Source organism: Ruegeria sp. BA2 (assembly GCF_056539605.1).
This window is the reverse complement of sequence record NZ_JBQFVE010000017.1, coordinates 70,339-92,777: the sequence shown is the minus strand read 5'-3', so window position 1 is coordinate 92,777 and position 22,439 is coordinate 70,339. Positions and strand designations below refer to the sequence as shown.

The following is a 22,439-nucleotide window of genomic DNA, read 5'->3' as shown; positions in this document are numbered from 1 at the left end:
GTGTATTGATTTCGTCCGTTGCTAAAGGATCTGCTACGAGCGGTGCGGGCAACAGGAACGCAATCAGCGCAAGTGTTCTCAATTCGATGTCTCCGTGTCCTGGAGTGGCCGCATTGCCTATGATGGTGTCTATTACAAGGTTCCGAGGTCGACTAGTGGCGAACCCAGCTTGGCATATTTCCATCTACGGTAACCTTCGGTTTTTCGTGGCCTCAAGCTATCAGGTATTGGCATCCTCGCGAATGCATTTGGCAGAAATTCGCAATCTCAAATCGCAGCGATACACCAAATGACCTGAACCCATTTCATTCAGGAGATTAGGTATGAGTGACCAATTGGCTGAAGGTGCATTGTACCCGGCGAACATCCTTACAGAATGCTTCAAATCGAATGTCGGCGACCACCCTTGGATTCAGGCCAATCCCGAAGTCGCGTTAGCGGTTGAACACGCGATTTTGGCAATGGAAGCAGCGTGTGAGGCAATTCGGGAAAAGCAATCCAATTGCGATGCGGGCGAAGACTCAAGCCAGCGTCAAGTAGAACGGCACATTCGGATATAGCGACCCAACAGAGTCAAGGATGCTGGCGTAACCGCTGGGTGTGGTGCGACGCGCCGAACTCGTACCCCCTCATTGAAATCGCTAATCCCTTCGCGACGCGCCGCGCTTTATCTCTAAACTCGCGACATGAAGCAATTGAGACCCCGAAGTGGAAGATTCGCGCGTGTCTGACCGCAAAAACCGCGTATTTCGCCAGTTGTGGATGTTTGATACGGGGTGACACGCCTCACTCATGACCCCCTCTTTTAAAGGTCGTAAAACCAGTACGTGCTAAAATACAGCCGTGCCACCCACTGTGAGATAATCGCATTTGTGGCAAAATTGTGTCCACGATTCATTGTGAAACTTACCGTTCTCAACTGGGAAACAAAGTGTTTCACCCTATTTTGGAGTATTACGGGAATCCCCCAATTTCGGACAAGGCACTAACAAAGTAGATTGGGCCCAACGGAATAACACTACCACTCCGTGTACCCCCTCAAAAAAAGAGGGGCTGGCCAAGACCCCCTCATCCAGCCCCTCACCACCTTCACTCTGAATTATTCGTGAGACGGTGGTTACTTCCACTACTCCCGAACCGGCAGACCAGCGCAGTATAATACTGAAAGTCCATCATATTCAGCCCGCTATATATGGGGGGTTACGGCGGGCCCAGCCGTCGCCATCTGGCGCGCTCGAAGTCGCTTTTCTGATGCGGCAGAGAACCGCATTGTCCCTGCGCTGTGAACCATGAAGCCTTAACACCAGTTACCAGTGCACAATCCATCGCAAGCTTGCAGCCAGAGAATGCCGCAACCTCGTACGGTAGGATTACATCCGCCCGCCAGGCATTCTTGAATTGCACCACAATCGTTGTGTCGCCACATGCAGGATCTTGATGACGAGCAGGTACAGGTGGGCAGCGCGTCCTCTTCTTGCTCAATTGTTGTGGTGTCGCACGCGTTGTCACCCAGTCTTTGTGTGTATTTTTGGAAAACGGAGTGATCCGGGAATATTTTTTCTATGAGCTCTGACATACCATCAATGTGCGCGATGGCCGTCTGGTTCCTTTCTTGGTCAGAATAGCTTTCGGGCGAAAGGGTATCACTCAGTTCTCGCAGCAACTTACATTGCGAACTATCCGATAATTCGGATGCCCCCTCAAGCAGTCGGTCTTGCCACAGGCTGAATTGGATAGCTGCAGGCAGGCAATCGAAAATAGCCTTTTGCTCAGTTAGGCTAAGTGCTGATAGCCCTGTACGAAAAGAGGTGATAGGCGAAGAAGGTCTATGCATAGTGTTCCTCCAGTCTGATACTGATGCATATCACACTTGAAAAAGTTCCCCAAACGTTCCCCCTGTTTTGCTAAGCTTGCTGAATGTGCGGACGACTCGGCAGACCTGAAATGACATGGGCGGAGCTTTATGCCCTGCAGAACTGGATCGTGAACGGCGTTCCAGTCCCAACTGAGCGCGACCCAAACGCTCAAGACCTGTCCATGAGCTGGAACGTGAAGCCCACTCAGATGTTGGATATGGCTTATATCCATGGCGACCGACTTATAAGCTCTACGGCCCGCTGGTGGCTTGTCCCGCACTGGTTTAAGGAGGACGTGAAGCAGTGGAAACCGACCACCTTCAACGCGAAGATTGAGACGGCACATAAATTGGGTTCGTTCCGGGTCGCCTGGAAGAGCAGCAGGTGCATTATCCCGGCCAGTTTCTACTATGAATGGACAGGTCCAAAGGGGGCTAAGCAGCCTTGGGTTATCAAGACAGATACCAATGACCCCTGCATGTACTTCGCGGGCCTTTACTCGCGCCTCTCATCAGGTCTGAACACTTGCACAATTCTGACACGGCCTGCTTTGCATCAAATCGAACACATCCATGCAAGGTCGCCGGTTATTCTAACCAACGAGAACTTAGTGCCGTGGATGACAGGCGAGATTGACAACGACGAAGCGCAGAAATTGGGCACGGAATGGGATGGACGGATGCGCTGGTACAAAGTCGCACCAATTGGCCGCGACGATGACGGGCCAGAGTTGATTGACGTCATCGAGGTGTGATGGCCACGCGCAGCAGATCCCCGAAGAAAGCAGCAGACGATAAGTACTTCCCGATTAGAGTGCGCGTTCAAGTTCCTGAAGAAGGGTTTGGCTATAAGCTCAGTGAGATGCACGCGTGGCTCGATGTCAATGCCGGTCGTGGCCGCTGGGGCTGGAACGCGGACAACGTGCTCTCACGCACCGCACGGGATGCCACTTCATTCTACCTGCTGGACGAACAGCTTATTGCGCCGTTCATTGAGGCGTTCGGTCTGAAACTTGCGCAAGGTGAGGCGGAGCTCTGCGGCGAAGGGTCGTTCAAGCTGATTGCTCCCGATAGCTTTTGGTAATTAGAGCTCAACTGGCGTTCTTTGATTAGAATTTAATCGGGTCACTCCACCATAATAGTGGTATCAAATTTACCGTCATTCACTCACAGTTTTTGTAAGTCTGGGTATCGAAGTAGCCATTAAAGAACGTATACACCTGTCTTTGCGTGAACTCGAACATGGAGTCGTGGATTTCAACTCCCAAATCATTACCGAGAGTTTTCAATTGAATCTTTATAAACTCAGGGGTTTGAAACTTGAATACTGCGGTGGCTTTGTAGTTTTTGCTTCCGCGGTCAAAATCCTTCAAACGAAAGGCCAGCAGGTTAGTCGCGGACAAACTGGGCGGTACTTCACCTACGCCAACATCATCAAGCAGTAGGTAAGGTTCAATCGCGCCTGTGTCTTCACCGAGCGGGCCGATTCCCCTAAACTCAATGCTTTCGAAGGTCACAATCGAAGAGAACTTCGAAAAATTCCTGAAGCAGTAGCTAATGGAGGCATATGAAGCTGAACTATCGGCTGAGACCGTGAAAGTTTCAACGGCTGGTCTGGCGCTCTGAATCAATTCGATGAGCCTAAGTCTTTGATCAATTGTGTTGTTCTCACGCTCTTGGTTGCCGAGGACCAATTCGATTTCATTCAGTGTCGTAGTTTGTCTTTGACTTTCCCTTTGAAGCTCCAGGAGGTCTTGTTCGATTTTCAACCTAGACTCTTCGAAGCCACTGCCTCGGAAGTCGGAATAAAACCATGAAGCGCCCGATGCACCTGCGGATATCGCAAGCAGCAGATAAAAGACAATTTTTTCCAATCGGCTTAGCCCTCCAGGTGCCATATCACCCATTTTCAAACCTCATTAATTCAAAACAGTTTTACCCGACCTGCTTGGCAAAAGCCGTACCGCCGATGTTTTCAATAATGATTAAGGTCCGCAATATATCCAGCACCGTCAAGGGCCTAACCGATCCTTGGACCATGCCCAAAAGTTGGTTAACGGGTGGTAAATTGCTTCCTACGCGACTCGATACGGACACTGAGTCAGATGCTCAGGTAACGGTGGTGAAGTGCTCCACTAGAAAATGAAGTCGGACTCTTGCAGCGAATTCGAACTTACACCATTCAGTTGCATAGAGTTGCCAGATCCATCGACAATCAGCGCATTCGCTGCACCGGATAGATGGTTGGCCTTTAAATCAGCAAAATCGACTATCGACGCCACGCCACTGAGGTCTATGAAATCTCGCGGCCCGAAGCCAATCACTATGTCCGCGCCTTCTGCGTACACGAAAGTATCTGCTCCAGCCCCACCACGCAGGGTATCGTTGCCCGTACCACCGTCTATAAGGTCCGCTCCGTCGCCACCGCGCAGGTCATCATTTCCAGCAAATCCCAACAGTGTGTCGTTACCTGCGTAACCATCTGCACGGTCGTTTCCTGCGCCCGTCCAAAGCGCGTCATCACCTGAGCCGCCGCCGACGGTATCCCTCCCGCCACCGGCATAAACAACGTCGTCATTACCTCCAGCATAAATTCGGTCGTTGCCTGCACCGCCGAACACAGTGTCTCGCCCTGTCCCAGCCCAAACGACATCATTGCCATTCCCAGCGCGAACATCGTCGTTTCCAGCACCCGCACCTATCGTGTCGTTGCCTGTACCTGCGAAAACTGTGTCATTTCCCGATCCTGAATAAACTGAGTCTTTTCCCGCTTTGCTTCGGACTAAATCGTTGCCCCCGAAACTCGAAAAGGACTCGTCTTCGTTATTTCCGATGAGAATGTCGGGTCCGCTAGTCCCAAGGATTTCGTCAGGTTCCTCAATGCTTGTCGTGATGTAACTGTCGTCGCCAACCACTTCCACCTTGAACGCAAATCCTGAGAAATCTCCCTCTAGCACGATTGTTGCGTCGATGCTTCCATTTAGATCCTGGTCGATATCAAGGATTGCGGACCCTAAGGACACCGTCAGGTTTTCATCGGAAAGTCTCGTGCCAGCTACGATTAGAGTATCACTCAAATCAAAGTCTATGACCGTATCACCATCCAGCTCGTTCAAGTCACCTTTGACAAATTGCCCCCCGCTCGCGTCATCTAGGACATGCGCCTCTTTGTCTTCAGTGGCTTCAATGGTTTTAGAGTCATTGGGAAGCCATTTTGGTTTTTTTGGGCCATATCCAAGCGTCTCAAGTAACGCGACATCAACTCTTGTAATTTCTTGATTTGGCGTAAAATCGTCATCCATAATTGTAATTGAACTTGGAGTTATATGGTTGAAGTACGGCCGCAAAAATTCCACTGTGGCAATCATTTCATTTGAACCTTTAGGAGCGACAGGTTCGTCGAGTTCAATAACATATTGACCGAATTTATTTTGTCCTTGATAGAAAAGTGTCGAAAACGGTTCCATCCCTGCCCCGACACCAAGGCCGTGCAAAATTTCATGGGCAATTAGAGATTCGACGTCAGGAGATTGTGCATTTGCCAATTCGGAGGGGGAGTATGCGCCGCCAGCGCCATTATACCATCGCTCAATGAAGCCCGGATGAAGAAAAATTGTAAGGTCCGGACCACTTTCGTCATTATCGGTCAGTTTTTCATAGAGTGGGCGCGGGACATGAATTTCTGTCGTGTCGATTTCGCCAGTTTCGAACTTTTGGAAGCTGATTGCTACCGTTCCTTGACTAATACTGGGTTCGGCTCTAGCGAAAGTACCCCCAACCACATCCGGATTTAGTTTTAGCGTATCGGGTTTAATCTCAATACTCAAACCACCAAGAGCGGGTAACTTTTCGTATACTCTTGCAGCAGCAGCTTTAATGTCGGCCTTCAATAAGTCTATGGCACTCGCGTCGACGCCAGTCAAAGAGCTGGTGTCAACCGATGTTCTTTCTTCCCTTCGAGAGCCATCGCCATCCTCAATTGTGGCTTTAATAAATTCAAAGGATTCCAGCTGCAACTGAACCTCATCAGAGGTTGTCGTTTCTTCGTCTATGACACGAACACCGAAGTACAGTGTTGTGTCTGTTTCAACCAATGTGTCTTGTATTATGGGAACGACAAATTCAGCTTCATCGTTGCCTTCTAATATCTCAACCCTTTTGTAAGCATAATCCCGGTTCCTTTCGCCCGAAACCAATAGTCCAGGCAAGGCCCATTCTCCGATATCGCCGCCCGTTACACTCCCGGTCATAAACGGCATTGTCCCGTCGTAGACTTGATAGAATTCAAGTACCAATCTCCCGTCCGTTAGCGGGTCACTTAGTTTTATGGGGATTTTGAGTTCGCTGTCACTTTCCTGAGCAGTCGTATCCGATATACTTATGGAAATCTCAGGAACTTCATTAACGCCTATGAAATCATCAACGCTGAGCTCAGTGATACCTTCAAGAACTATTGTATGATTGGCTTCACCGTTACCAGTTGTATCAAATTCAACAAGCGTTTCATTCTCCAAGTATTGCCATGCCACTTGACCAGCTACACCAGTGAGAGGAGAGTCTCCCTTCGCCGAAAATTCTTCATTTTCTGAGAAGGTACTGCGAACTGCATCCCAATCCGAAACATCGATTTTGTCGATGCCACGTTCAAAATCCGTAACGGCATCATGACCGAGTACGTCGAAGCCAATTGTCTCATTAATGTCAAAGTCTTTTGATACGCCTTTGAATAAGTCCTCACCTGCCCCCCCCGTAAGCGTGTTTTCACCGCTTCCAAGAAAAAGCGCATCATTAGCTGAACTCCCGATTAGGGTGTCGTTACCTTTTTCGCCATACAGATACCAAGGTATTTCTTCAGCGCTGGAGGCATCAATTCGATCATCTCCATCGCCTGCGAAGTATGCCTCGTGACCAAGAACTTCGTATCGAAGGAAATCCAGTAAGCCAGGGGCATAGTACACGTTTCTTATTTGGGAAATATCTTCCAGGGTGGGCAAAGTCACGGTGTCGTTTCCGGGACCTGAAAAACGCCATTCGGGCCTGCCCACACCCAAAGACGGCCACAAAACAGTACCGTTTGAGTTGGCTATTTCGGGGAAATTTATCGTATTACCTGTTGGGTCTGGATCCCTGAAGATTTCTGGAAATCCGGAATAAGGTTCGCCTGGAACATATTCATTGTCTTGTAGAACCCAGATATAGTCCGGAACTGTAACAACCTGCTGAACATCATTTTGAGGTGGCAAACCAGGTTCACTCGGACCAAGGAGAGTTAGTTGCCCATTTCTTTGTGCACCGACCAAACCGAGCGAGGGATATTCCTCTGAGCTTAGCCCTAAACGTTCGTAGACTTCGCCTTGGTACTCTGCCGATTGTCTAACTGAACCAAAGCTCGCTTCAATATCGGGTGAAAAAATCGCGGCATCAGAAACCTGCGTTACTTCGGCCCTTACCGTCGTGCTTGAAAACGAAATCGAATTTATGAACTTTGAATGCGCCTCATCGAAGACTAAAGCTCGGTTTGTTTCCTCGAATGAGTACAGGTATTCTTGCACTACCAAACCTTCATTGGCGGATTCACCATCAACGGCAACAGACCGGCTCATGTTCCAAAGTGGGACAAATACTTCTTGGCCATCCAGCAGTAACGGCACATCACTAGGTGGCGTTAAAACTTGCCAAACGCTGGGAGAAGAGTCATCGCCCAAATATGTGTGCTGTTGAACTTCGAAAGAAAACTCAATTCTGTACCAACTTGACATAGTAAACACCCGCACCCACTGAAGTTATCCGTGCCGACATAAGGTTGAAGATTAGTAGGCTCGGAACATCAAATGCGGTTTACACAAACCTACTTCGATAGAAGGGCTAGTGGCGTCTCGTTGAAAGCCTAAAACCACATTTCACTTACAAATTAATTCTTATTGCCTAGCACAATTCACACCTTGGTCAAAATTTGCCCGTTTGTTCCCGCCTTGTTCTTGCTTTGTTTGGGGTAATATGATACCTATTCTTTAAGAATATTCGCTTGAGGCAAGCAATGAGCAGGTCCACATTTGAAGCCGTGCCACGCGCACTGGACAGCAATGGCAACCCGGTATCCGGGGGCCTGCTATACGTCTATCTGGCGGGCAGTACGACTGCAGCAATCACCTATTCCGACGAAGACCTGACGACACCCCACACGCAGCCGATTGTGAGCGATGCGTCGGGCGTGTTTCCGCAGGTCTACGCAGCACAAGGCAGCTATAAGTACGTCATCAAGACGGCGGGTGGTGTCACGCTTCAGGAGGCCGATAACGTTGTCCAGGGTGAAGCGGGCTTATTGCCGATCCCATCGGTTCCTGACCTGCTGGCAAATACAAGCCTGTCCTACACAACCGGCAACGCTGTAGTAGAAGGCGACATTGTCCGCACTGACAAAGAGGGCACGGCATACGAGGTCGCAGCGTCAGACGCGACGGACTATGACACAATCACTGCAGGCGGCGTAAAGCTGAACCGCGTTCCGAACCCTACGGAAACGCTCACGTCTCAGGCTATCTCGGACACGCCCCACGCCGTTAAGCTGGATCACCTTCCTGAACTGCCTCAGGAAACATTTGTTGCGAACCCGGCAGATACTAAGGCCGCTCCGATACCAATCAAAGCTGACAAAGCGCTTGGGTTGTTGGGATTTGGCCTCACGACCGGGACGGCTGAGGAATGGTCGCTGAAGCTGCCACAGCCAGACGGGCGGACGGTCATCAAAAAGGGCGGACGCATCGAAATCCCTCTCGGCAACGCAACCTATGACGTCGATTACGCCGAGCCCTTCCCCTTGGACATTTGGTCAAACCCGGTTTTGACGCCTCACCGCGTCGGTAGCGATATTTTCATCTGCCACACGGTTTTACAGACCGACAAGGCCAAGGGTTTCACGATTTACATCTGGCAGTGGGACAGTGGAACAAACGACTGGATCACACCCACCGTGAATACCTTTGTGACATGGGAGGCAACGGGCGAATGATCCGCTTTGACTATGTAAAAACATCCCCCTGGATCAGAGACCAGCGCATCACAACCGGCGTTGATAAGTTCGATGACTGGTGGATGACAAACAGCGTCCTTGGATCAACATGGGTTGAATACGGCAATGACATTCTGTGCGCCGTAAGGGGTGAGGGTTCAGGGACGACCTACGGGGTTTCCATTCTGCGCGCCGAAAAGTCCTCAGACCTTGCTGACTCCAATTCGTGGGAAATCCTGCATAAAGACGCCCCAGCCTTTCAGGCAACGGACATGCCCACGCCGTATGGCAACTATCCAGCCCCTACAACCGGGATTGAACTGTTTATCGATACCGATGTGACCACGAACGGTTTTGACCGCCTGTGGATCACATTCAAGGCCAAGGAAATTAACCTCGACCGCGCCGACTATCCGCAGTGGGATGCTGCGTTTACCGGAACCGCAATCGGCGGCACGTATGATATCGGCTACACGATTGCTTGGCGCGAACAGGTCTGCGTATTTAATGGTTCTACCGAGCTTGTTCAGGGCATCGATTATCAGTTGAACAATGAAGGCAGCGGTTCAACGAATGGTGAGATTGAGTTCCTTACCGACCAGAACGGCAATTCTCTGACGTTCAAGTATGTCCAGCAGTCATTCCGGTACGCGTTCTATTCCGATGATGGCGGCGTGGCATGGACTTATTACGGCCCGTTTCTTGGCAGCGGTGGGCGTCCCTATGAATATGGGCAGCCGTCGCTATTCCGGCACAATGACGGGTCGCATACATGGCACATGGTCACCACCCAAACTCCAACCAATCCGGCAGAGGCATTTATCTATGCCCGCAGCACTGGCCCAAGCGGCGGCAACTGGACTTGGGTCGATGAGACCGCAATCGCCGACTTCGGTGACGATGGGGATTGGAACGCCTACTGTGCTGTTGGCACGGGTGTGCGGGTGTTTGATGGATACGCCTATCTACTCGGCACTTGTGGTGCTGGCGCTGATATTGATTGGGGAACAAACCCGGAATCTTTACCTGATGCAACGAGCCCAGCCAACATTATCACGCACACAGACTACCCCACAGCACATGGATTATGGCGCTGTCCGCTTACAAACATGACCACCCCATCATTCTGGGAGGAATACGCGCACAACCCCGTTTCCTATCGTCCTGGCGGTACGGCTTCGGCCATGTGGAACGGCGATATGATTGGCGGGCAAAACGACCTGCGCATCACCTATGAGGGCGTTGGCACACTGCGCGATCCAGTGTCGGGCCCGCAGTCTGAGGCCACGCTTGATTTCCAATACAACGGGGATTTCTCGGTCCTGAGCCTGCCCGCACAGCCTGACTACATCACCGGCAATCTGACGATCCAGGTCAATTTCGTTTCGAAGGCACTGGGCTTCCCGATAATCCAGAAGGGACCAAACGGGCTTGCCAATTTATCGACCGTATCAGGGCAATTCTACGTCCATGTGACCGACGAAGGCGGAATTGTTGTCCATTGATGGCATTTTGGGAAAACCGTACATCTGGTGTATTCTTAGGAGCTCGGCGGTTTTATGAAGCTTATTTTAACTTACGAAGGCAACTTGCCATCTCTACAGAACAAGCGAGGAAAGAAGGGCAATGAGTTGCTACATGACATTCGCAAGCAGTTTCACCCGCAACTAAAAAGGCATTGGCAAACAAACAAGTTTTTGAACGAGTGGCAAACAACGCAGGGTGATTTTGATAAAGAAAACCATCGCCCACCTAGTTCAACACCTATGATTGCAGCAGGTGGTGAGCTTCACCATATGAGCAAATTAGTTCCTGAAGCCCACAAGTTGGCGGGATTTAGATTTACTCCGCTGGCGCGGAAGCACTGGTTCCTGAATTGCACTCTGGACATTCTTTTTCTCAGACGAGATCCACCGGGTTCAGTCACCAATCACGGCGACATTGATAATCGCATCAAAACGCTAGTTGATGCCCTTAGATTGCCGGATGCTAATCAAATCTCAGACGACATGTATCCAATGCAGGACGAGGACCCGTTTTATGTTCTTATGGAAGACGATGAGCTTTTAACCAGACTCAATGTTGAGACGCAGATGCTCCTCACGCCACAAGCCTACCCAGACGACAAGTCCGTCAAGCTAGTCATTCGTGTCGATGTAACCCCGTTCCACTTTACCTTCGACAATCTGTCGTTTGGTTGAGTGAGGCGGGCGAGAATCGGGGAAGACTTCCTGAGGTTTGATTTGACTCAAAATCAAAGCGTTTGTCCCCCATATGTCCCCCAGAAACCAGAACGGGGAGTTGAGGCAGCGCCAATATTCATGCAAGTAATTGATTTTAATGGTAGCGGAGGAGGGACTTGAACCCCCGACACGCGGATTATGATTCCGCTGCTCTAACCAACTGAGCTACTCCGCCACGAGTGAGAGGCGATTTAAGCGAGGGGCTGGGGAGGGTCAAGAGGGAAATGTTCACCAGCACAGATTCTTTGCGTGATCTTTCACTCGGGCTTTTGTGTGGCCTTCTTGGCGCATGCCTCCTCAACAATCTGACGTATGAAACGCGCGCAGACATCGGGTTCAGTGATCAGGATCATATGGCCTCGGTTCTCCATCTCTTCATACGTCAGACCAAACTTTGTCATTGCTGCGCCATGTGTTTTGGCCGACAGGATCGGGTCTCCTGCGCCATACAGGATACCTCCGGGCACATGCAGTTCGTCATAGCGAGAGGTTAGATTTCCCATGCTGGCCTCGGCCCCGATCACATCCTGCGAAGCGGTAATGAAGGCCGAGGGGCGAAGGCCCAGGGCTCCGCCTGCCCGGTCCAGAAAGTCCGCCGGAGCAGGTTCAGGCGCGAAAACGTCTTTTAGAACAAGGGGTGCTGTTTTGCGCGCCATCGGGACAGCGATGGTATTTCCGATAAAGTTGCGCAACCACTCGGTGCGGATTTCAAGCGGTTTGAAGACAGCAGGCGGTGTGGGCATTTCCTGCGTCAGCGGAGCCAGCAGCGCGAGCGCGGTCGTGCTATCCGGATAATCCAGCGCCATCGCCAAAGACACGGCGCCACCCAAAGAATGACCGACCAGCACGGCTTGGTCGACATTCTTCGCCTCCAGAAACTCGTGGACCATACGTCCCTGCTCGGGCAGCAAGGCAAGCGCAGCATTATCGCGAGTGGAATAGCCACAACCCGGACGGTCCACCGCAAGAACGTGATAATCCTGTGCAAGCTCATCCATCAACGCATAAGTGTAATGCTGTAGTTGGCCTGAAAGACCATGGATCATGACAATGGTCTGGTTGGCCGGATCGCCCTTTTCGACATAGTGGATGCTGCCACCGTGCACAGGTATGCACTTGCCCAATTGCGGTACCAACTGGGTGCCTTGCTTGGTCAGATGGCGGGTCCAAAGGTGCATGCCCAACAGGATACCCGCCAGTAGCAGGACTATCGTTAGCAGGATCGACATCACGGATCTCCGGTTGCTTTGCTAAGGGGATGGTATTGCTCGAGCCCCGATTGCGCCATGCGTTTTCTGAACTCGCTAACCGTACCCGGCCACAATGTCGTGTTGCGCCCGTTGGCGTCCTGATACCACGAAGTACAGCCGCCGGACTGCCAAACGTTTTCAAGGTGACGATCCTGCATCTCTTGCGTGAATGCTGCCTGCCTATCTGCGTTCGGAGTAATGGCGCTCAGGCCGTTCTCCTGCATCTCGGTTAGAACACGGCCGATATGGGCAACCTGTGCCTCGATCATGAGCACCACTGAATTATGCCCCAGCCCTGTATGCGGGCCCAAAAGGATGAAGAAATTTGGAAATCCGGCGACCGCAGTACCAAGATTCGCCTGCATCCCATCGGACCAAGCCTGTTTCAGTGTCAGGCCATCAGCCCCGGTAATATCGAGATTGTCGACCACATCGGTTACATGAAACCCGGTGCCCCAGATCAGAACATCGGCTTCAAACTCATCTCCGTTACCTGCTGTAAGTCGGTTCCCTGCGATTGAGGAAACGGCATGCGGCATCACATCGACGTTGTCACGTGCCAACGCCGGATACCAATCGTTTGAACTTAGGATACGTTTGCAGCCGATTTTGTAATCGGGTGTCAGCGCCGCTTTTAGCTTTGGATCACTGATCGCATCATCCAAAGCCTGTCGCCACGTTTTCATGGCGAAATCGACAGCCCGAGGCTCACCCCGGAATACGCGGTGGCGAAACTCGAACAGCATATAGATCAGTTGGCGCCGGATGCGCGGCAGCAGCGGCAGGCGCTGATACAAGCGGCGCACCCAAGGCGCAATCGGGCCGTCCGGGCGCGGCAGAACGTATGGGGCACTGCGCTGAAAAATCGTAACGCGCGCCGCAGTTTTAGCGATCTCGGGGACGAATTGAACCGCTGAGGCTCCGGTTCCAATAACAGAGACCCTTTTACCGGTCAGGGAAACGTCATGGTTCCATTCTGCCGAATGAAAACTGGAGCCGGGAAAACTACTGGCGCCAGAGATCTTAGGTATGCGCGGGACATGCAGCGCCCCGATGGCCGACACAAGAAATCGTGCTGACCAACGGTGGCCATCCTGGGTCTCGACCTGCCACCTGTCACCCTCCCAATGCGCGGATTTGAGTTCCTGGTGAAAGCGGCAAAGCGCATACAACCCTTCTTCTCGTGCGATGCGTTGCAGATAGGATTGAATCTCAGCCCCACCTGCATAAGCGCGGCTCCAGTGCGGGTTAGGATGGGTTGCCATTGAATAGAGATGCGAAGGAACATCACAGGCCACACCGGGATAGGTATTTTCGCGCCACGTCCCGCCAATATCGCCTGCCTTTTCCAGAATCGTAATGTCCGAAAAGCCACGCTTGCGGGCCTCAAGCGCCATGGTCAGGCCCGAGAACCCAGCTCCTACGATCAGCATATCGGTATACGTTGCCATCGCAGCCTCCCACTAGCGCGATGAATGGATCATATGGGGTATCCGTGCGGTTTGAACAGATTGCCCCGTGGTCAACCGCTTCCGCTAAGCACGTCGGCTGCAGGGCGTGGCAGCAGATCAAGCAATTCGAACACACGATCACGGCACGCAGGGCCGGCCCAATCCTCGGGGTAGAATGCCGGGGGCAAATCCGGCTGCCGCAGCACAACACGTCGCCAGCGATGCACGAGCAGAGTTCGCAAAGTCGCGCTCTGCAGGGGTGTTGGCGTCCACTTTTCAGGGCGTGACTTGGCAGCGCGTTCTACTGCGCCCAGAAGAGCCTGACATGAGCTGCGCAATTCGGGCAGGCATAACCGATCTTGCAGCCATTTCGGCGCTGAGTGCGGAGATATATCCAACGCCAGCAACCCGTCGGCCTCAACCGGAACAGGCCCCGCTCCCATGGCAACGTTGCGCCCAATGGGGATGTAATCATCGCTGAGCATCACATCCTCAAGTACCTGCGTGCCCGACCCGTCTTCTGCGATCAGAAGATGCCATTGCTCAACGGGTGTCGGACCACGCGCATAAATGCGCGGCGTGACGGCGGCTGATTGCGTCCTACCAAATTCAGAGAGGACATGGCGCGAGACACGGCCAATCCGGTCGCTCTCGATCCAGCCATCTTTGCGCAGTCGGTGCAACGCGACCCGGATCGCTTCGGGTTTGATGCCCATCGGCTCGATGATCCGAGTCAGTACGCCGCCCGAGATCTGCGCACCGGGCTCTTGCGCCATGTCACCAAACAGCGAGACGATGATCGACCACACCCGCTGGTCTTGCGGGTCGGTTAGTTCGGCAACAGCCGTTTCGAACCACGAGCTTTGATTGGTCATGAGACCAGTTTAACCCACTAAGCCCAATAGTAAAAACAGGTAATCAGTACGCGTTCATGGTCAGAAGTTCGTACTCTGCGACCGGCTCATCATCCTGATTGGTCAAAGAGACATGCCAGCGAACTTCGCCATATTCGTCGTTGCGTGGGGTCTTCTGTTTAACCGTCAAACGCACCTTGATGCTATCACCTGCGACGACCGGCTTCATGAAACGCAGGCCGTCCAGCCCCGTATTGGCCAGCACGGGCCCCTCATTTGGTTCGACGAACAGCCCCGCTGCGAAGCTGAGCAACAGATAGCCATGCGCGACCCGACCGGGGAAGAAAGGATTCCGCGCCGCCGCGTTCTCGTCCATATGGGCGTAGAACGTGTCTCCGGTGAAATTCGCAAAATGTTCAATGTCGTCCAGCGCGATGGTTCGCGAGGCAGTATGAAGCGTCTCTCCGATCTGCAACTCACCGAATCTACGGGTAAAGGGGTGCGCTGGCCCGTGGATTTCGGGCGCTCCGGGCACCCACCTAGTACCCATGCTACTGAGCATTCGCGGCGAGCCCTGAATGGCCGTACGCTGCATATAGTGTTTCACGCCACGTACGCCGCCCATTTCCTCACTACCGCCCGCGCGTCCCGGCCCGCCATGCACCATGTGCGGCAATGGCGAGCCATGACCTGTCGATTCCGCCATCGAGTCTCGATCGTTGATGTATATCCGCCCGTTATAGGCGGCAGCCCCCATCACGACGTCGCACGCCACGCTGGTGTCATGCGTGACCAAAGACGTGACCAGAGACCCCTGCCCCCGATTGGCCAGCGCAATCGCATGATCCAGATCGCGATACCCCATAAGGGTCGAGACCGGGCCAAACGCTTCGGTGTCATGGACGCGCTGTGCCCGATCGGGATCGGCGCAGTGAAAAAGCATCGGAGGAACAAAAGCGCCGGTTTCGGGGCCATGTAAGTCGAACGCATCGGGGTTACCGAAGACGCGCTCAGCCTCTTGCCCAATCAGCGCAGCCTTCTCCAGCACATCAGCCTTCTGTCCATTCGAGACCAGCGCCCCCATACGCGTGGCCTCGGCCCGTGGATCGCCGATGGTGATCTTTGACAACCTCTCTGAGAGCGCGGCGATCACTTCGTCCACTTGCCCCTCGGGCGCAATGATGCGTCGGATGGCGGTGCATTTCTGGCCCGCCTTGGTGGTCATCTCGCGGGTGACTTCATTGATGAACAGATCAAACTCGGGTGTGCCCGGCACGGCGTCTGGCCCAAGGATCGAGGCGTTCAGACTGTCCTGTTCTGCCACGAACCGGACCGAGTTTCGCAAGATCGCAGGTGTCTGTCGCAGTTTAAGCGCAGTGCTGGCAGAGCCGGTAAAGCTGACCACATCCTGACAGCCCAAGTGGTCCAGCATATCGCCCAAACCACCCGAAACAAGCTGCAGCGCACCAGCGGGCAATATGCCACTGTCCAGCATGATCCGAACGGCTAGTTCGGTGACGTAGCAACTGTTGGTCGCCGGTTTCACGATGGCGGGGACGCCCGCCAACAGAGTCGGTGCCAGCTTTTCCAACATCCCCCAGACCGGGAAGTTAAAGGCGTTGATATGAACCGCAACGCCTTGCAGAGACGTGCAGATATGTTGCCCCAAAAACGTTCCATTACGCGAAAGTTGCTCGACATCGCCATCGAGATAAACCTGCGCATCCGGCATCTCGCGCCTACCTTTTGAGGCAAAGACGAACATCGTGCCGATACCCCCGTCAATATCGATCAGGTGATCTTTCTGCGTCGCCCCGGTCTCAAAACTCAGGTCATAAAGCGCCTGTTTATCTGCCGAAAGCTCTTGCGCCAGCGCCTTGAGCATCCGAGCGCGGTCATGAAACGTCAGCTTACGCAGGGCGGGTCCGCCAGTGTTGCGCGCATAGTCAAGCATCGCCAGCACATCGAGTGCCGCGTTTCCGGCAGTGGCAAACGGTGCGCCGGTGACGGCGGAAGCGATGGTGCGTGCGCCTTCTCCGGGCGCAACCCAAGTGCCAGCGGCAAAGCTGGAAATCTGATGCAGGGACATGGTGTTCTCCTGTTTGATAAGGCGGGGCTTAGTGCCCCAATGCGCCCATTTGCTGGGGCAGATACAGAACCACGATGGGGACCAGCACGATCAGCGCCAGGCGGAAGATGTCGGCGACCCAGAAGGGGGTTACGCCTCGGAAAATAGTGCCGGTCGAGACGTCGCCCACCACGCCTTTCAGGATGAAGACGTTCAGGCCCACGGGTGGAGTGATCAGTGAGATCTCGGTGACAACCACAACTACAATGCCGAACCAGATCGGGTCATAGCCCAGCGACGTGACCAGGGGGAAGAAGATCGGAACAGTCAACAACAGCATTGAGAGGGATTCGAAGACGCAGCCCAGAATGATGTAGATGCCAAGGATCATCAGGATCACGACAAACGGTGCCACATCATAGGCTGTGACCATTGCAATCAGGGCCTCGGGCAAGCCGGCCAGATTGATGAAGTTCGAAAATATCTGCGCGCCGATCAGCACCGCGAACAAGGCAGACGCGGTAAAGCAGGTCTCTTTCAGCACCTCGAAGGTCGATCCTACCGTCAGGCCCCCGCGAAACAGAGCGATCAGGAACGCTCCGGCGGCTCCCATTCCTGCGGCCTCGGTGGGTGAGAAGGTCAGGTTCAGGGGCTCAAAGTCAAAGGCTCCGTACAACCCGCCGATCACCAGAAAGAACAGCAGCAGCACGGCCCAGACCGAGCCCAGCGCACGGATACGTTCCGACCAGGTGGCGCGTTCCCCTGCAGGCCCAGCCTTGGGGTTGCGCCAGACGGTCCAGCGCACGGCGAAAAGGTAGAACAGGATACCCAGGATACCCGGGATGATCCCAGCCATGAACAGCTTGCCGATCGAGGTTTCGGTCAGCAGCCCGTAAATGACCAGAATGACCGAGGGTGGGATCAAAATGCCCAGTGTTCCGCCTGCTGCAATCGAGGCCGTCGAGAGTTCATCGGAATAGCCGAAGCGCCGCATCTGCGGCATCGCGACCTTGGACATCGTGGCCGCCGTGGCCAGCGACGATCCGCAGATGGCCGAAAATCCACCGCAAGCCGCAACCGTCGCCATGGCGATGCCTCCGCGCATGTGGCCCAGAAAGGCATTGGACACCGCATAAAGCTCGCGTGCCATACCGCCTTTGTTCACGAACAGGCCCATCAGAATAAACAGTGGAACAACCGACAAGCCATAATCCTGCGCGGTATCGGTAATCTGACGACCAACCATGGACATAGCAGCCTTCAACCCACGCTCGTCAAAGATCGAGCCGCCGCGCTCATAAGCGAAACCCAATGTCCCAACGAGACCCATGGCAAAGACGATGGGCAGGCGCACCAGCACCAGGATCAAGACAATCGCAAATCCGATCAGCGCTGCGGTCATTGCATAGGCTCCGACAGAGTATTGGGGGCGAAGGCCTTTAACAGCCCGGTGGCGATCATCACCAATGCTGTGATGGCGACCGATAGCGTGATGAACCAGCCAATCAGGTAAGTGGGGATTGAGAGATACTCGGTCACGTCCCCATAGTCCCGTGCCCGCTCGGACAGAACCCAGACGCGCTGAACCGGCCAGAACAGCATGATGCCGCTGACGACGTAAATCACTACATCGCGCGCACGTGACAGGTGAAGACGGTTAAAAAAACCATCTGTCAGGTCAACCGCAATATGGCCGTTAGTGGTGGAGACGATCGGCAGAACCGAGAACACCAAAATGGCCATCAAAATGCGCGTCAGCTCAGTGGCGGCCTCGATCGGCGCATTGAAGACCGAGCGCAGGATGACGTCACAGAATGTCATTACCATTAGGATGAACAGGGCAATGCAGGCCACGATCACGGGAAGGGCGCTGGCACGGCGCACAAGCTGGATTATCGGGGTCATGGGAAACTCATGAAGGGTAAATCAGGGCGGCGCAATTGGCCGCCCTGCAGTCGGATTAGTTCGAGGACATTTCCGATTTGATCATGTCATAAGCCGCCTGAGCGTCAACGCCCGCCGCATCAACCTCGGCAATAACTTTGCCACGAATATCTTCGGCGATGGCTGAGAATTTCTCCAGATCGGCATCGGTGGCGGCGTTGATGGCATTGCCTTCCGCCGCTTCGGTTGCCTCACGTCCGGTGGCATCGATCTCATCCCAAATCTTGCCGATTTCGCGGCTCAGCGGTTCGCCGAACACGTTTTCTTCCAGCGCTGTCTGCAGCTCTGGCGGCAGATCGGCAAACGTATCTTCGTTCATGATGAAGGCAAAAGACCCACGATAAAGGCCGCCGGGCATCTCATAAACGTTCTGTGCAACTTCGGTCAGCTTGAAACCCTTGCGCGATTCCAGCGGCATGACGACACCGTCAGCGGCTTTTGATGCCAGTGTTTCGTAGACCTTCGGCGCGGGCACCTGAATGCCGGTCGCGCCCAGCGCCGCGCCAACGTCACCGCCAACGCCGCCGGGGATGCGGACTTTCAGGCCAGCAACCTCGTCGAGAGACGTGACCGGAGCACTGGAATGCAACTGCGCCGGGCCATGCGTGTGCAGGGCGATCACTTTGACGCCACGATGCTCATCCGCCGCCTTCAGATGCGCGTCATAGGCGCGCCAATAAGCAACCGAGGCTTCCTCGGCCGATCCTTCATAACCGGGCAGTTCGATCAGCTTGGTGGTGACAAAACGGCCAGGCTGGTATCCGTGGAAAATGATCGAGGCATCGGCAGCGCCATCCATGATCAGGTCCATCTGTGCGGGAGGCGGGGCGATGCCCAGCTTTAGCTCTGCCGTGACCTGCCCATCAGTCGCCTCTTCCACCATTTCGACGAATTTGGGCCACATCTTTGCGTTGATGCCATGGGTGGGCGGTGCCCAGCTGGAAATCGTCAGTGTGTAGTCTGCGGCAAAGGCAATAGTGCCGGACACTGCCAAGGTTGCAGAAGCCAACAGTGTTGTGAGCTTGGTGAATTTCATGACCGGGTCTCCTCCTCAAAACGCAAGTCGTTAGTTTGGTATTGGTTCGTTTTGTAACTATCAACGGGACTGAACAAGCGTCGCCGCCCTGCTGATTCACAAAAGCTTGGATAATTTATTGACCAACCGTTCGGTTTATGCAAGAAGTTTGTTGCAACTTATGAAAAGCGAACCGGGCATGTCCAACACGATTATTTCGCAAAATATGGGTCAATGGGTTGAAATTACACTCAATCGTCCAGATCGCCTGAATAGCTTCACGGATGAAATGCACTATGCCCTGCGCGCTGCACTTGAGGCGGCGCGTGACGAAGGCGCCCGCGCTGTGCTTCTGACTGGGGCCGGGCGTGGTTTCTGTGCCGGGCAAGATTTGGGGGATCGAAACCCTGCCACGATGGAAGGGTCGCCGGATCTGGGGAACACCGTCCGCACGTTTTATGCGCCCTTGGTCCGCCTGATCCGGTCGCTGAACTTTCCAGTGGTCTGTGCCGTCAATGGCGTCGCCGCCGGGGCCGGGGCGAATCTCGCTTTGGCTTGTGATGTGGTGCTGGCGGCTGAATCGGCCAAGTTCATCCAGTCGTTCTCAAAGGTTGGCCTGATACCCGATACCGGCGGGAGTTGGCACCTGCCACGCCTGCTGGGGGAAGCGCGGGCCAAAGGGCTGGCCCTGACCGGGCAACCATTACCAGCGCTACAGGCAGCGGATTGGGGGTTGATCTGGAAAGCTATCCCTGACGTCTATTTGATGACCGAGGCACGCGCTCTGACTGAACAATTCGCCAATGGCCCTACGCTTGGGTTGGGTCTGACAAAACAGACAATCCAGGCAGCGGCAACCACCACTTTGACCGAACAGCTCGAGATTGAGGCCGACGCCATGAAAACCTGCGGTGAAAGCGCAGATTATGCCGAAGGCGTCACCGCGTTTTTAGAGAAACGCGCGCCGGTGTTTCAGGGAGAATAAGATGACACCGAAGGAGCGCGCCCAGAAAGCCGCCGCTGCCATGTGGGGACGTGACAATGCCTCGCAATGGGCCGGAATGGAACTGGTCTCGGTGGACGAAGGTGCGGCGACATTGGCGCTGCAGGTGGTCGATCATCACTGCAATGGGCATGGAATTTGCCATGGCGGCGTGACCTTCATGCTGGCTGACAGCGCATTTGCCTTTGCATGCAACAGCCGCAATCAATCCACTGTGGCACAGCACAATGTGATCAGTTTCATCGCGCCGGCGCGGTCCGGCGATCTGCTGACGGCCCGCGCAACGGAACAAAGCCTGACCGGGCGCAGTGGCATCTATGATGTAACCGTAACCAACCAAACCGGCCAAAAGATCGCAGAGTTTCGTGGCTTTTCCCGCGCGGTCAAAGGCCCAGTGTTTGATGAGACCTGAGATGAGGGGGATGACATGAAGGATCTTACTCCGAACAAGGCAGATCTTGATCCGATCGAGATCGCCTCGATTGATGAAATTCGCAGCTTGCAGCTTGACCGGCTCAAATGGTCGCTGCGACATGCTTATGACAACGTGCCAATGTACCGGCAGCGGTTTGATGAGGCCGGGGTGCATCCGGATGATCTGCAATCACTCGGCGATTTGGCCCGATTTCCGTTTACCTACAAGAATGACCTGCGAGAGAACTATCCCTTTGGCCTGTTCGCCGTCCCGCGCGAACAGATCATCCGAGTTCACGCCTCGTCGGGGACGACCGGCAAGCCAACTGTTGTGGGCTATACGCAGGGCGATATCGACAATTGGGCCGATCTGGTTGCGCGATCACTGCGTGCCAGCGGATTGCGCCGGGGTAATATGGTGCACAACGCCTATGGCTATGGGCTGTTTACCGGCGGATTGGGCGCGCATTACGGGATTGAACGCCTGGGGGCCACGGTCGTCCCGATGAGCGGCGGGCAGACGGCTAAGCAAGTCGATCTGATCACCGATTTCAAACCGGACGGAATCATGGTTACTCCGTCCTATATGCTGAACATTCTTGAGCAGTATCATAAGGTTGGCCTTGATCCGCGCGACTGCTCATTGGCGGTTGGCGTTTTTGGCGCCGAACCCTGGACGGACTCAATGCGAGCCGAGGTTGAACAGGCCTTCGACATGCACGCCGTCGACATCTATGGCCTGTCCGAGATCATGGGGCCGGGCGTTGCCAACGAATGTGTAGAAACAAAAGACGGGCCAGTAATCTGGGAGGATCATTTCTATCCCGAGATCATCGATCCCGTGACCGGTGAAGTCATGCCCGATGGCGAGATGGGCGAACTGGTCTTTACAACATTGACCAAGGAAGGTCTGCCAATGATCCGCTATCGCACCCGCGATTTGACCCGGCTCTTGCCTGGCACTGCACGGTCGATGCGACGGATGGAGAAGATTACCGGGCGTTCGGATGACATGATCATCCTGCGTGGCGTAAACGTCTTTCCCAGCCAAATCGAGGAGCAAGTTCTGGCAACCGGAGGCCTTGCGCCCTACTACCAAATCGAGCTCTACAAAGCTGGGCGGATGGACGCGATGCGGGTTCATGTTGAGGCAACACCTGACGCTGCAGATGAGCTAAGCAAAACCGCTGCAGCCCGGATGCTTTCACGCCGGATCAAAGAGGTGGTTGGCATCTCGACCGAGATCGATATAGGCGAGCCGGGCGAGGTTGAACGCTCTCAAGGCAAGGCCCGGCGCGTGATCGACAACAGGGACAGTTAAGCGAAAGACGGA

General features: G+C 54.0%; 19 protein-coding genes and 1 tRNA gene. 9 read left to right on the top strand and 11 right to left on the bottom strand.

What is annotated here, in order from left to right; genetic code table 11:
* Positions 1–323 precede the first annotated feature (323 nt).
* Positions 324–560 carry a hypothetical protein gene (locus ACR0NN_RS22905; protein ID WP_170721588.1) on the top strand — a complete coding sequence of 79 codons (237 nt, stop codon included), beginning with the start codon at positions 324–326 and terminating at the stop codon, positions 558–560.
* Between the two features lie 737 nt (positions 561–1,297).
* On the opposite strand, the gene ACR0NN_RS22900 is transcribed toward ACR0NN_RS22905, so the two are convergent.
* A complete protein-coding gene (locus tag ACR0NN_RS22900) occupies positions 1,298–1,834 on the bottom strand; it encodes a bacteriocin fulvocin C-related protein (protein WP_170721636.1) in 537 nt (178 codons plus the stop codon).
* 83 nt (positions 1,835–1,917) lie between these two features.
* Between ACR0NN_RS22900 and ACR0NN_RS22895 the strand changes: the two genes are divergently transcribed.
* Complete coding sequence (locus tag ACR0NN_RS22895) at positions 1,918–2,610, top strand: SOS response-associated peptidase (RefSeq protein WP_170721649.1); 693 nt, start codon at positions 1,918–1,920, stop codon at positions 2,608–2,610.
* Positions 2,610–2,939 (top strand): hypothetical protein, encoded by a 330-nt coding sequence (locus ACR0NN_RS22890; RefSeq protein ID WP_170721651.1) that lies wholly within the window; start codon positions 2,610–2,612, stop codon positions 2,937–2,939. Before ACR0NN_RS22895 ends, ACR0NN_RS22890 begins: the two co-directional genes overlap by 1 nt.
* Positions 2,940–3,018: 79 nt before the next feature.
* On the opposite strand, the gene ACR0NN_RS22885 is transcribed toward ACR0NN_RS22890, so the two are convergent.
* Positions 3,019–3,762 carry a hypothetical protein gene (locus ACR0NN_RS22885; protein ID WP_170721654.1) on the bottom strand — a complete coding sequence of 248 codons (744 nt, stop codon included), beginning with the start codon at positions 3,760–3,762 and terminating at the stop codon, positions 3,019–3,021.
* Between the two features lie 228 nt (positions 3,763–3,990).
* Positions 3,991–7,560 carry a M10 family metallopeptidase C-terminal domain-containing protein gene (locus ACR0NN_RS22880; protein ID WP_170721656.1) on the bottom strand — a complete coding sequence of 1,190 codons (3,570 nt, stop codon included), beginning with the start codon at positions 7,558–7,560 and terminating at the stop codon, positions 3,991–3,993.
* 332 nt (positions 7,561–7,892) lie between these two features.
* On the opposite strand from ACR0NN_RS22880, the gene ACR0NN_RS22875 reads away from it, so the two are divergent.
* From ACR0NN_RS22875 to ACR0NN_RS22865, 3 genes are read left to right on the top strand one after another with little or no spacing between them, the layout of a single operon-like run.
* Positions 7,893–8,864 (top strand): hypothetical protein, encoded by a 972-nt coding sequence (locus ACR0NN_RS22875; protein WP_170721658.1) that lies wholly within the window; start codon positions 7,893–7,895, stop codon positions 8,862–8,864.
* Positions 8,861–10,369, top strand: a complete 1,509-nt coding sequence (locus ACR0NN_RS22870) for a hypothetical protein (RefSeq protein WP_480685614.1) — start codon at positions 8,861–8,863, stop codon at positions 10,367–10,369. The genes ACR0NN_RS22875 and ACR0NN_RS22870 overlap by 4 nt, the downstream gene beginning before the upstream one ends.
* A gap of 54 nt (positions 10,370–10,423) precedes the next feature.
* Positions 10,424–11,065: a hypothetical protein gene (locus ACR0NN_RS22865; RefSeq protein WP_170721674.1), complete on the top strand. Its 642-nt coding sequence runs from the start codon at positions 10,424–10,426 to the stop codon at positions 11,063–11,065.
* 140 nt (positions 11,066–11,205) lie between these two features.
* Here the strand turns inward: ACR0NN_RS22865 and ACR0NN_RS22860 are convergent.
* The 8 genes from ACR0NN_RS22860 to ACR0NN_RS22825 form a co-directional block, all read right to left on the bottom strand.
* Positions 11,206–11,282 (bottom strand) — tRNA-Met (locus ACR0NN_RS22860).
* Positions 11,283–11,364: 82 nt separating this feature from the next.
* Entirely contained in the window at positions 11,365–12,336 is a 972-nt protein-coding gene (locus ACR0NN_RS22855) for an alpha/beta fold hydrolase (RefSeq protein WP_170721675.1), read from the bottom strand.
* On the bottom strand, positions 12,336–13,808 hold the full coding sequence (locus ACR0NN_RS22850) for a flavin-containing monooxygenase (RefSeq protein WP_170721677.1): 1,473 nt from the start codon (positions 13,806–13,808) through the stop codon (positions 12,336–12,338). Before ACR0NN_RS22850 ends, ACR0NN_RS22855 begins: the two co-directional genes overlap by 1 nt.
* 71 nt (positions 13,809–13,879) lie before the next feature.
* Positions 13,880–14,683 carry a PaaX family transcriptional regulator C-terminal domain-containing protein gene (locus tag ACR0NN_RS22845; RefSeq protein ID WP_170721679.1) on the bottom strand — a complete coding sequence of 268 codons (804 nt, stop codon included), beginning with the start codon at positions 14,681–14,683 and terminating at the stop codon, positions 13,880–13,882.
* 43 nt (positions 14,684–14,726) lie between these two features.
* Positions 14,727–16,751 carry a phenylacetic acid degradation bifunctional protein PaaZ gene (gene paaZ / locus ACR0NN_RS22840; protein WP_170721681.1) on the bottom strand — a complete coding sequence of 675 codons (2,025 nt, stop codon included), beginning with the start codon at positions 16,749–16,751 and terminating at the stop codon, positions 14,727–14,729.
* A gap of 28 nt (positions 16,752–16,779) precedes the next feature.
* Complete coding sequence (locus ACR0NN_RS22835; RefSeq protein WP_170721683.1) at positions 16,780–18,132, bottom strand: TRAP transporter large permease; 1,353 nt, start codon at positions 18,130–18,132, stop codon at positions 16,780–16,782.
* Complete coding sequence (locus tag ACR0NN_RS22830) at positions 18,129–18,635, bottom strand: TRAP transporter small permease subunit (protein WP_170721685.1); 507 nt, start codon at positions 18,633–18,635, stop codon at positions 18,129–18,131. Before ACR0NN_RS22830 ends, ACR0NN_RS22835 begins: the two co-directional genes overlap by 4 nt.
* A 55-nt stretch (positions 18,636–18,690) precedes the next feature.
* Complete coding sequence (locus ACR0NN_RS22825; protein ID WP_170721687.1) at positions 18,691–19,710, bottom strand: TRAP transporter substrate-binding protein; 1,020 nt, start codon at positions 19,708–19,710, stop codon at positions 18,691–18,693.
* Positions 19,711–19,888: 178 nt separating this feature from the next.
* On the opposite strand from ACR0NN_RS22825, the gene paaG reads away from it, so the two are divergent.
* Genes paaG through paaK form a run of 3 tightly spaced genes read left to right on the top strand, consistent with a single transcriptional unit; the run spans position 19,889 to position 22,427 of the window.
* Positions 19,889–20,674 carry a 2-(1,2-epoxy-1,2-dihydrophenyl)acetyl-CoA isomerase PaaG gene (gene paaG / locus ACR0NN_RS22820; RefSeq protein WP_170721688.1) on the top strand — a complete coding sequence of 262 codons (786 nt, stop codon included), beginning with the start codon at positions 19,889–19,891 and terminating at the stop codon, positions 20,672–20,674.
* A gap of 1 nt (position 20,675) precedes the next feature.
* The gene (gene paaI / locus ACR0NN_RS22815) at positions 20,676–21,104 is read left to right on the top strand and encodes a hydroxyphenylacetyl-CoA thioesterase PaaI (protein ID WP_170721689.1); all 429 of its coding nucleotides are present in this window, start codon (positions 20,676–20,678) and stop codon (positions 21,102–21,104) included.
* Between the two features lie 15 nt (positions 21,105–21,119).
* The gene (paaK, locus tag ACR0NN_RS22810; protein ID WP_170721690.1) at positions 21,120–22,427 is read left to right on the top strand and encodes a phenylacetate--CoA ligase PaaK; all 1,308 of its coding nucleotides are present in this window, start codon (positions 21,120–21,122) and stop codon (positions 22,425–22,427) included.
* The last annotated feature ends 12 nt before the right edge of the window (positions 22,428–22,439 follow it).

Coding starts and splice junctions, on each gene's coding strand:
- ACR0NN_RS22905 (WP_170721588.1), top strand. CDS start 324: ATGAGTGACCAATTGGCTGAAGGTGCATTGTACCCGGCGAACATCCTT.
- ACR0NN_RS22900 (WP_170721636.1), bottom strand. CDS start 1,834: ATGCATAGACCTTCTTCGCCTATCACCTCTTTTCGTACAGGGCTATCA.
- ACR0NN_RS22895 (WP_170721649.1), top strand. CDS start 1,918: ATGTGCGGACGACTCGGCAGACCTGAAATGACATGGGCGGAGCTTTAT.
- ACR0NN_RS22890 (WP_170721651.1), top strand. CDS start 2,610: ATGGCCACGCGCAGCAGATCCCCGAAGAAAGCAGCAGACGATAAGTAC.
- ACR0NN_RS22885 (WP_170721654.1), bottom strand. CDS start 3,762: ATGGGTGATATGGCACCTGGAGGGCTAAGCCGATTGGAAAAAATTGTC.
- ACR0NN_RS22875 (WP_170721658.1), top strand. CDS start 7,893: ATGAGCAGGTCCACATTTGAAGCCGTGCCACGCGCACTGGACAGCAAT.
- ACR0NN_RS22870 (WP_480685614.1), top strand. CDS start 8,861: ATGATCCGCTTTGACTATGTAAAAACATCCCCCTGGATCAGAGACCAG.
- ACR0NN_RS22865 (WP_170721674.1), top strand. CDS start 10,424: ATGAAGCTTATTTTAACTTACGAAGGCAACTTGCCATCTCTACAGAAC.
- ACR0NN_RS22855 (WP_170721675.1), bottom strand. CDS start 12,336: ATGTCGATCCTGCTAACGATAGTCCTGCTACTGGCGGGTATCCTGTTG.
- ACR0NN_RS22850 (WP_170721677.1), bottom strand. CDS start 13,808: ATGGCAACGTATACCGATATGCTGATCGTAGGAGCTGGGTTCTCGGGC.
- ACR0NN_RS22845 (WP_170721679.1), bottom strand. CDS start 14,683: ATGACCAATCAAAGCTCGTGGTTCGAAACGGCTGTTGCCGAACTAACC.
- paaZ (WP_170721681.1), bottom strand. CDS start 16,751: ATGTCCCTGCATCAGATTTCCAGCTTTGCCGCTGGCACTTGGGTTGCG.
- ACR0NN_RS22835 (WP_170721683.1), bottom strand. CDS start 18,132: ATGACCGCAGCGCTGATCGGATTTGCGATTGTCTTGATCCTGGTGCTG.
- ACR0NN_RS22830 (WP_170721685.1), bottom strand. CDS start 18,635: ATGACCCCGATAATCCAGCTTGTGCGCCGTGCCAGCGCCCTTCCCGTG.
- ACR0NN_RS22825 (WP_170721687.1), bottom strand. CDS start 19,710: ATGAAATTCACCAAGCTCACAACACTGTTGGCTTCTGCAACCTTGGCA.
- paaG (WP_170721688.1), top strand. CDS start 19,889: ATGTCCAACACGATTATTTCGCAAAATATGGGTCAATGGGTTGAAATT.
- paaI (WP_170721689.1), top strand. CDS start 20,676: ATGACACCGAAGGAGCGCGCCCAGAAAGCCGCCGCTGCCATGTGGGGA.
- paaK (WP_170721690.1), top strand. CDS start 21,120: ATGAAGGATCTTACTCCGAACAAGGCAGATCTTGATCCGATCGAGATC.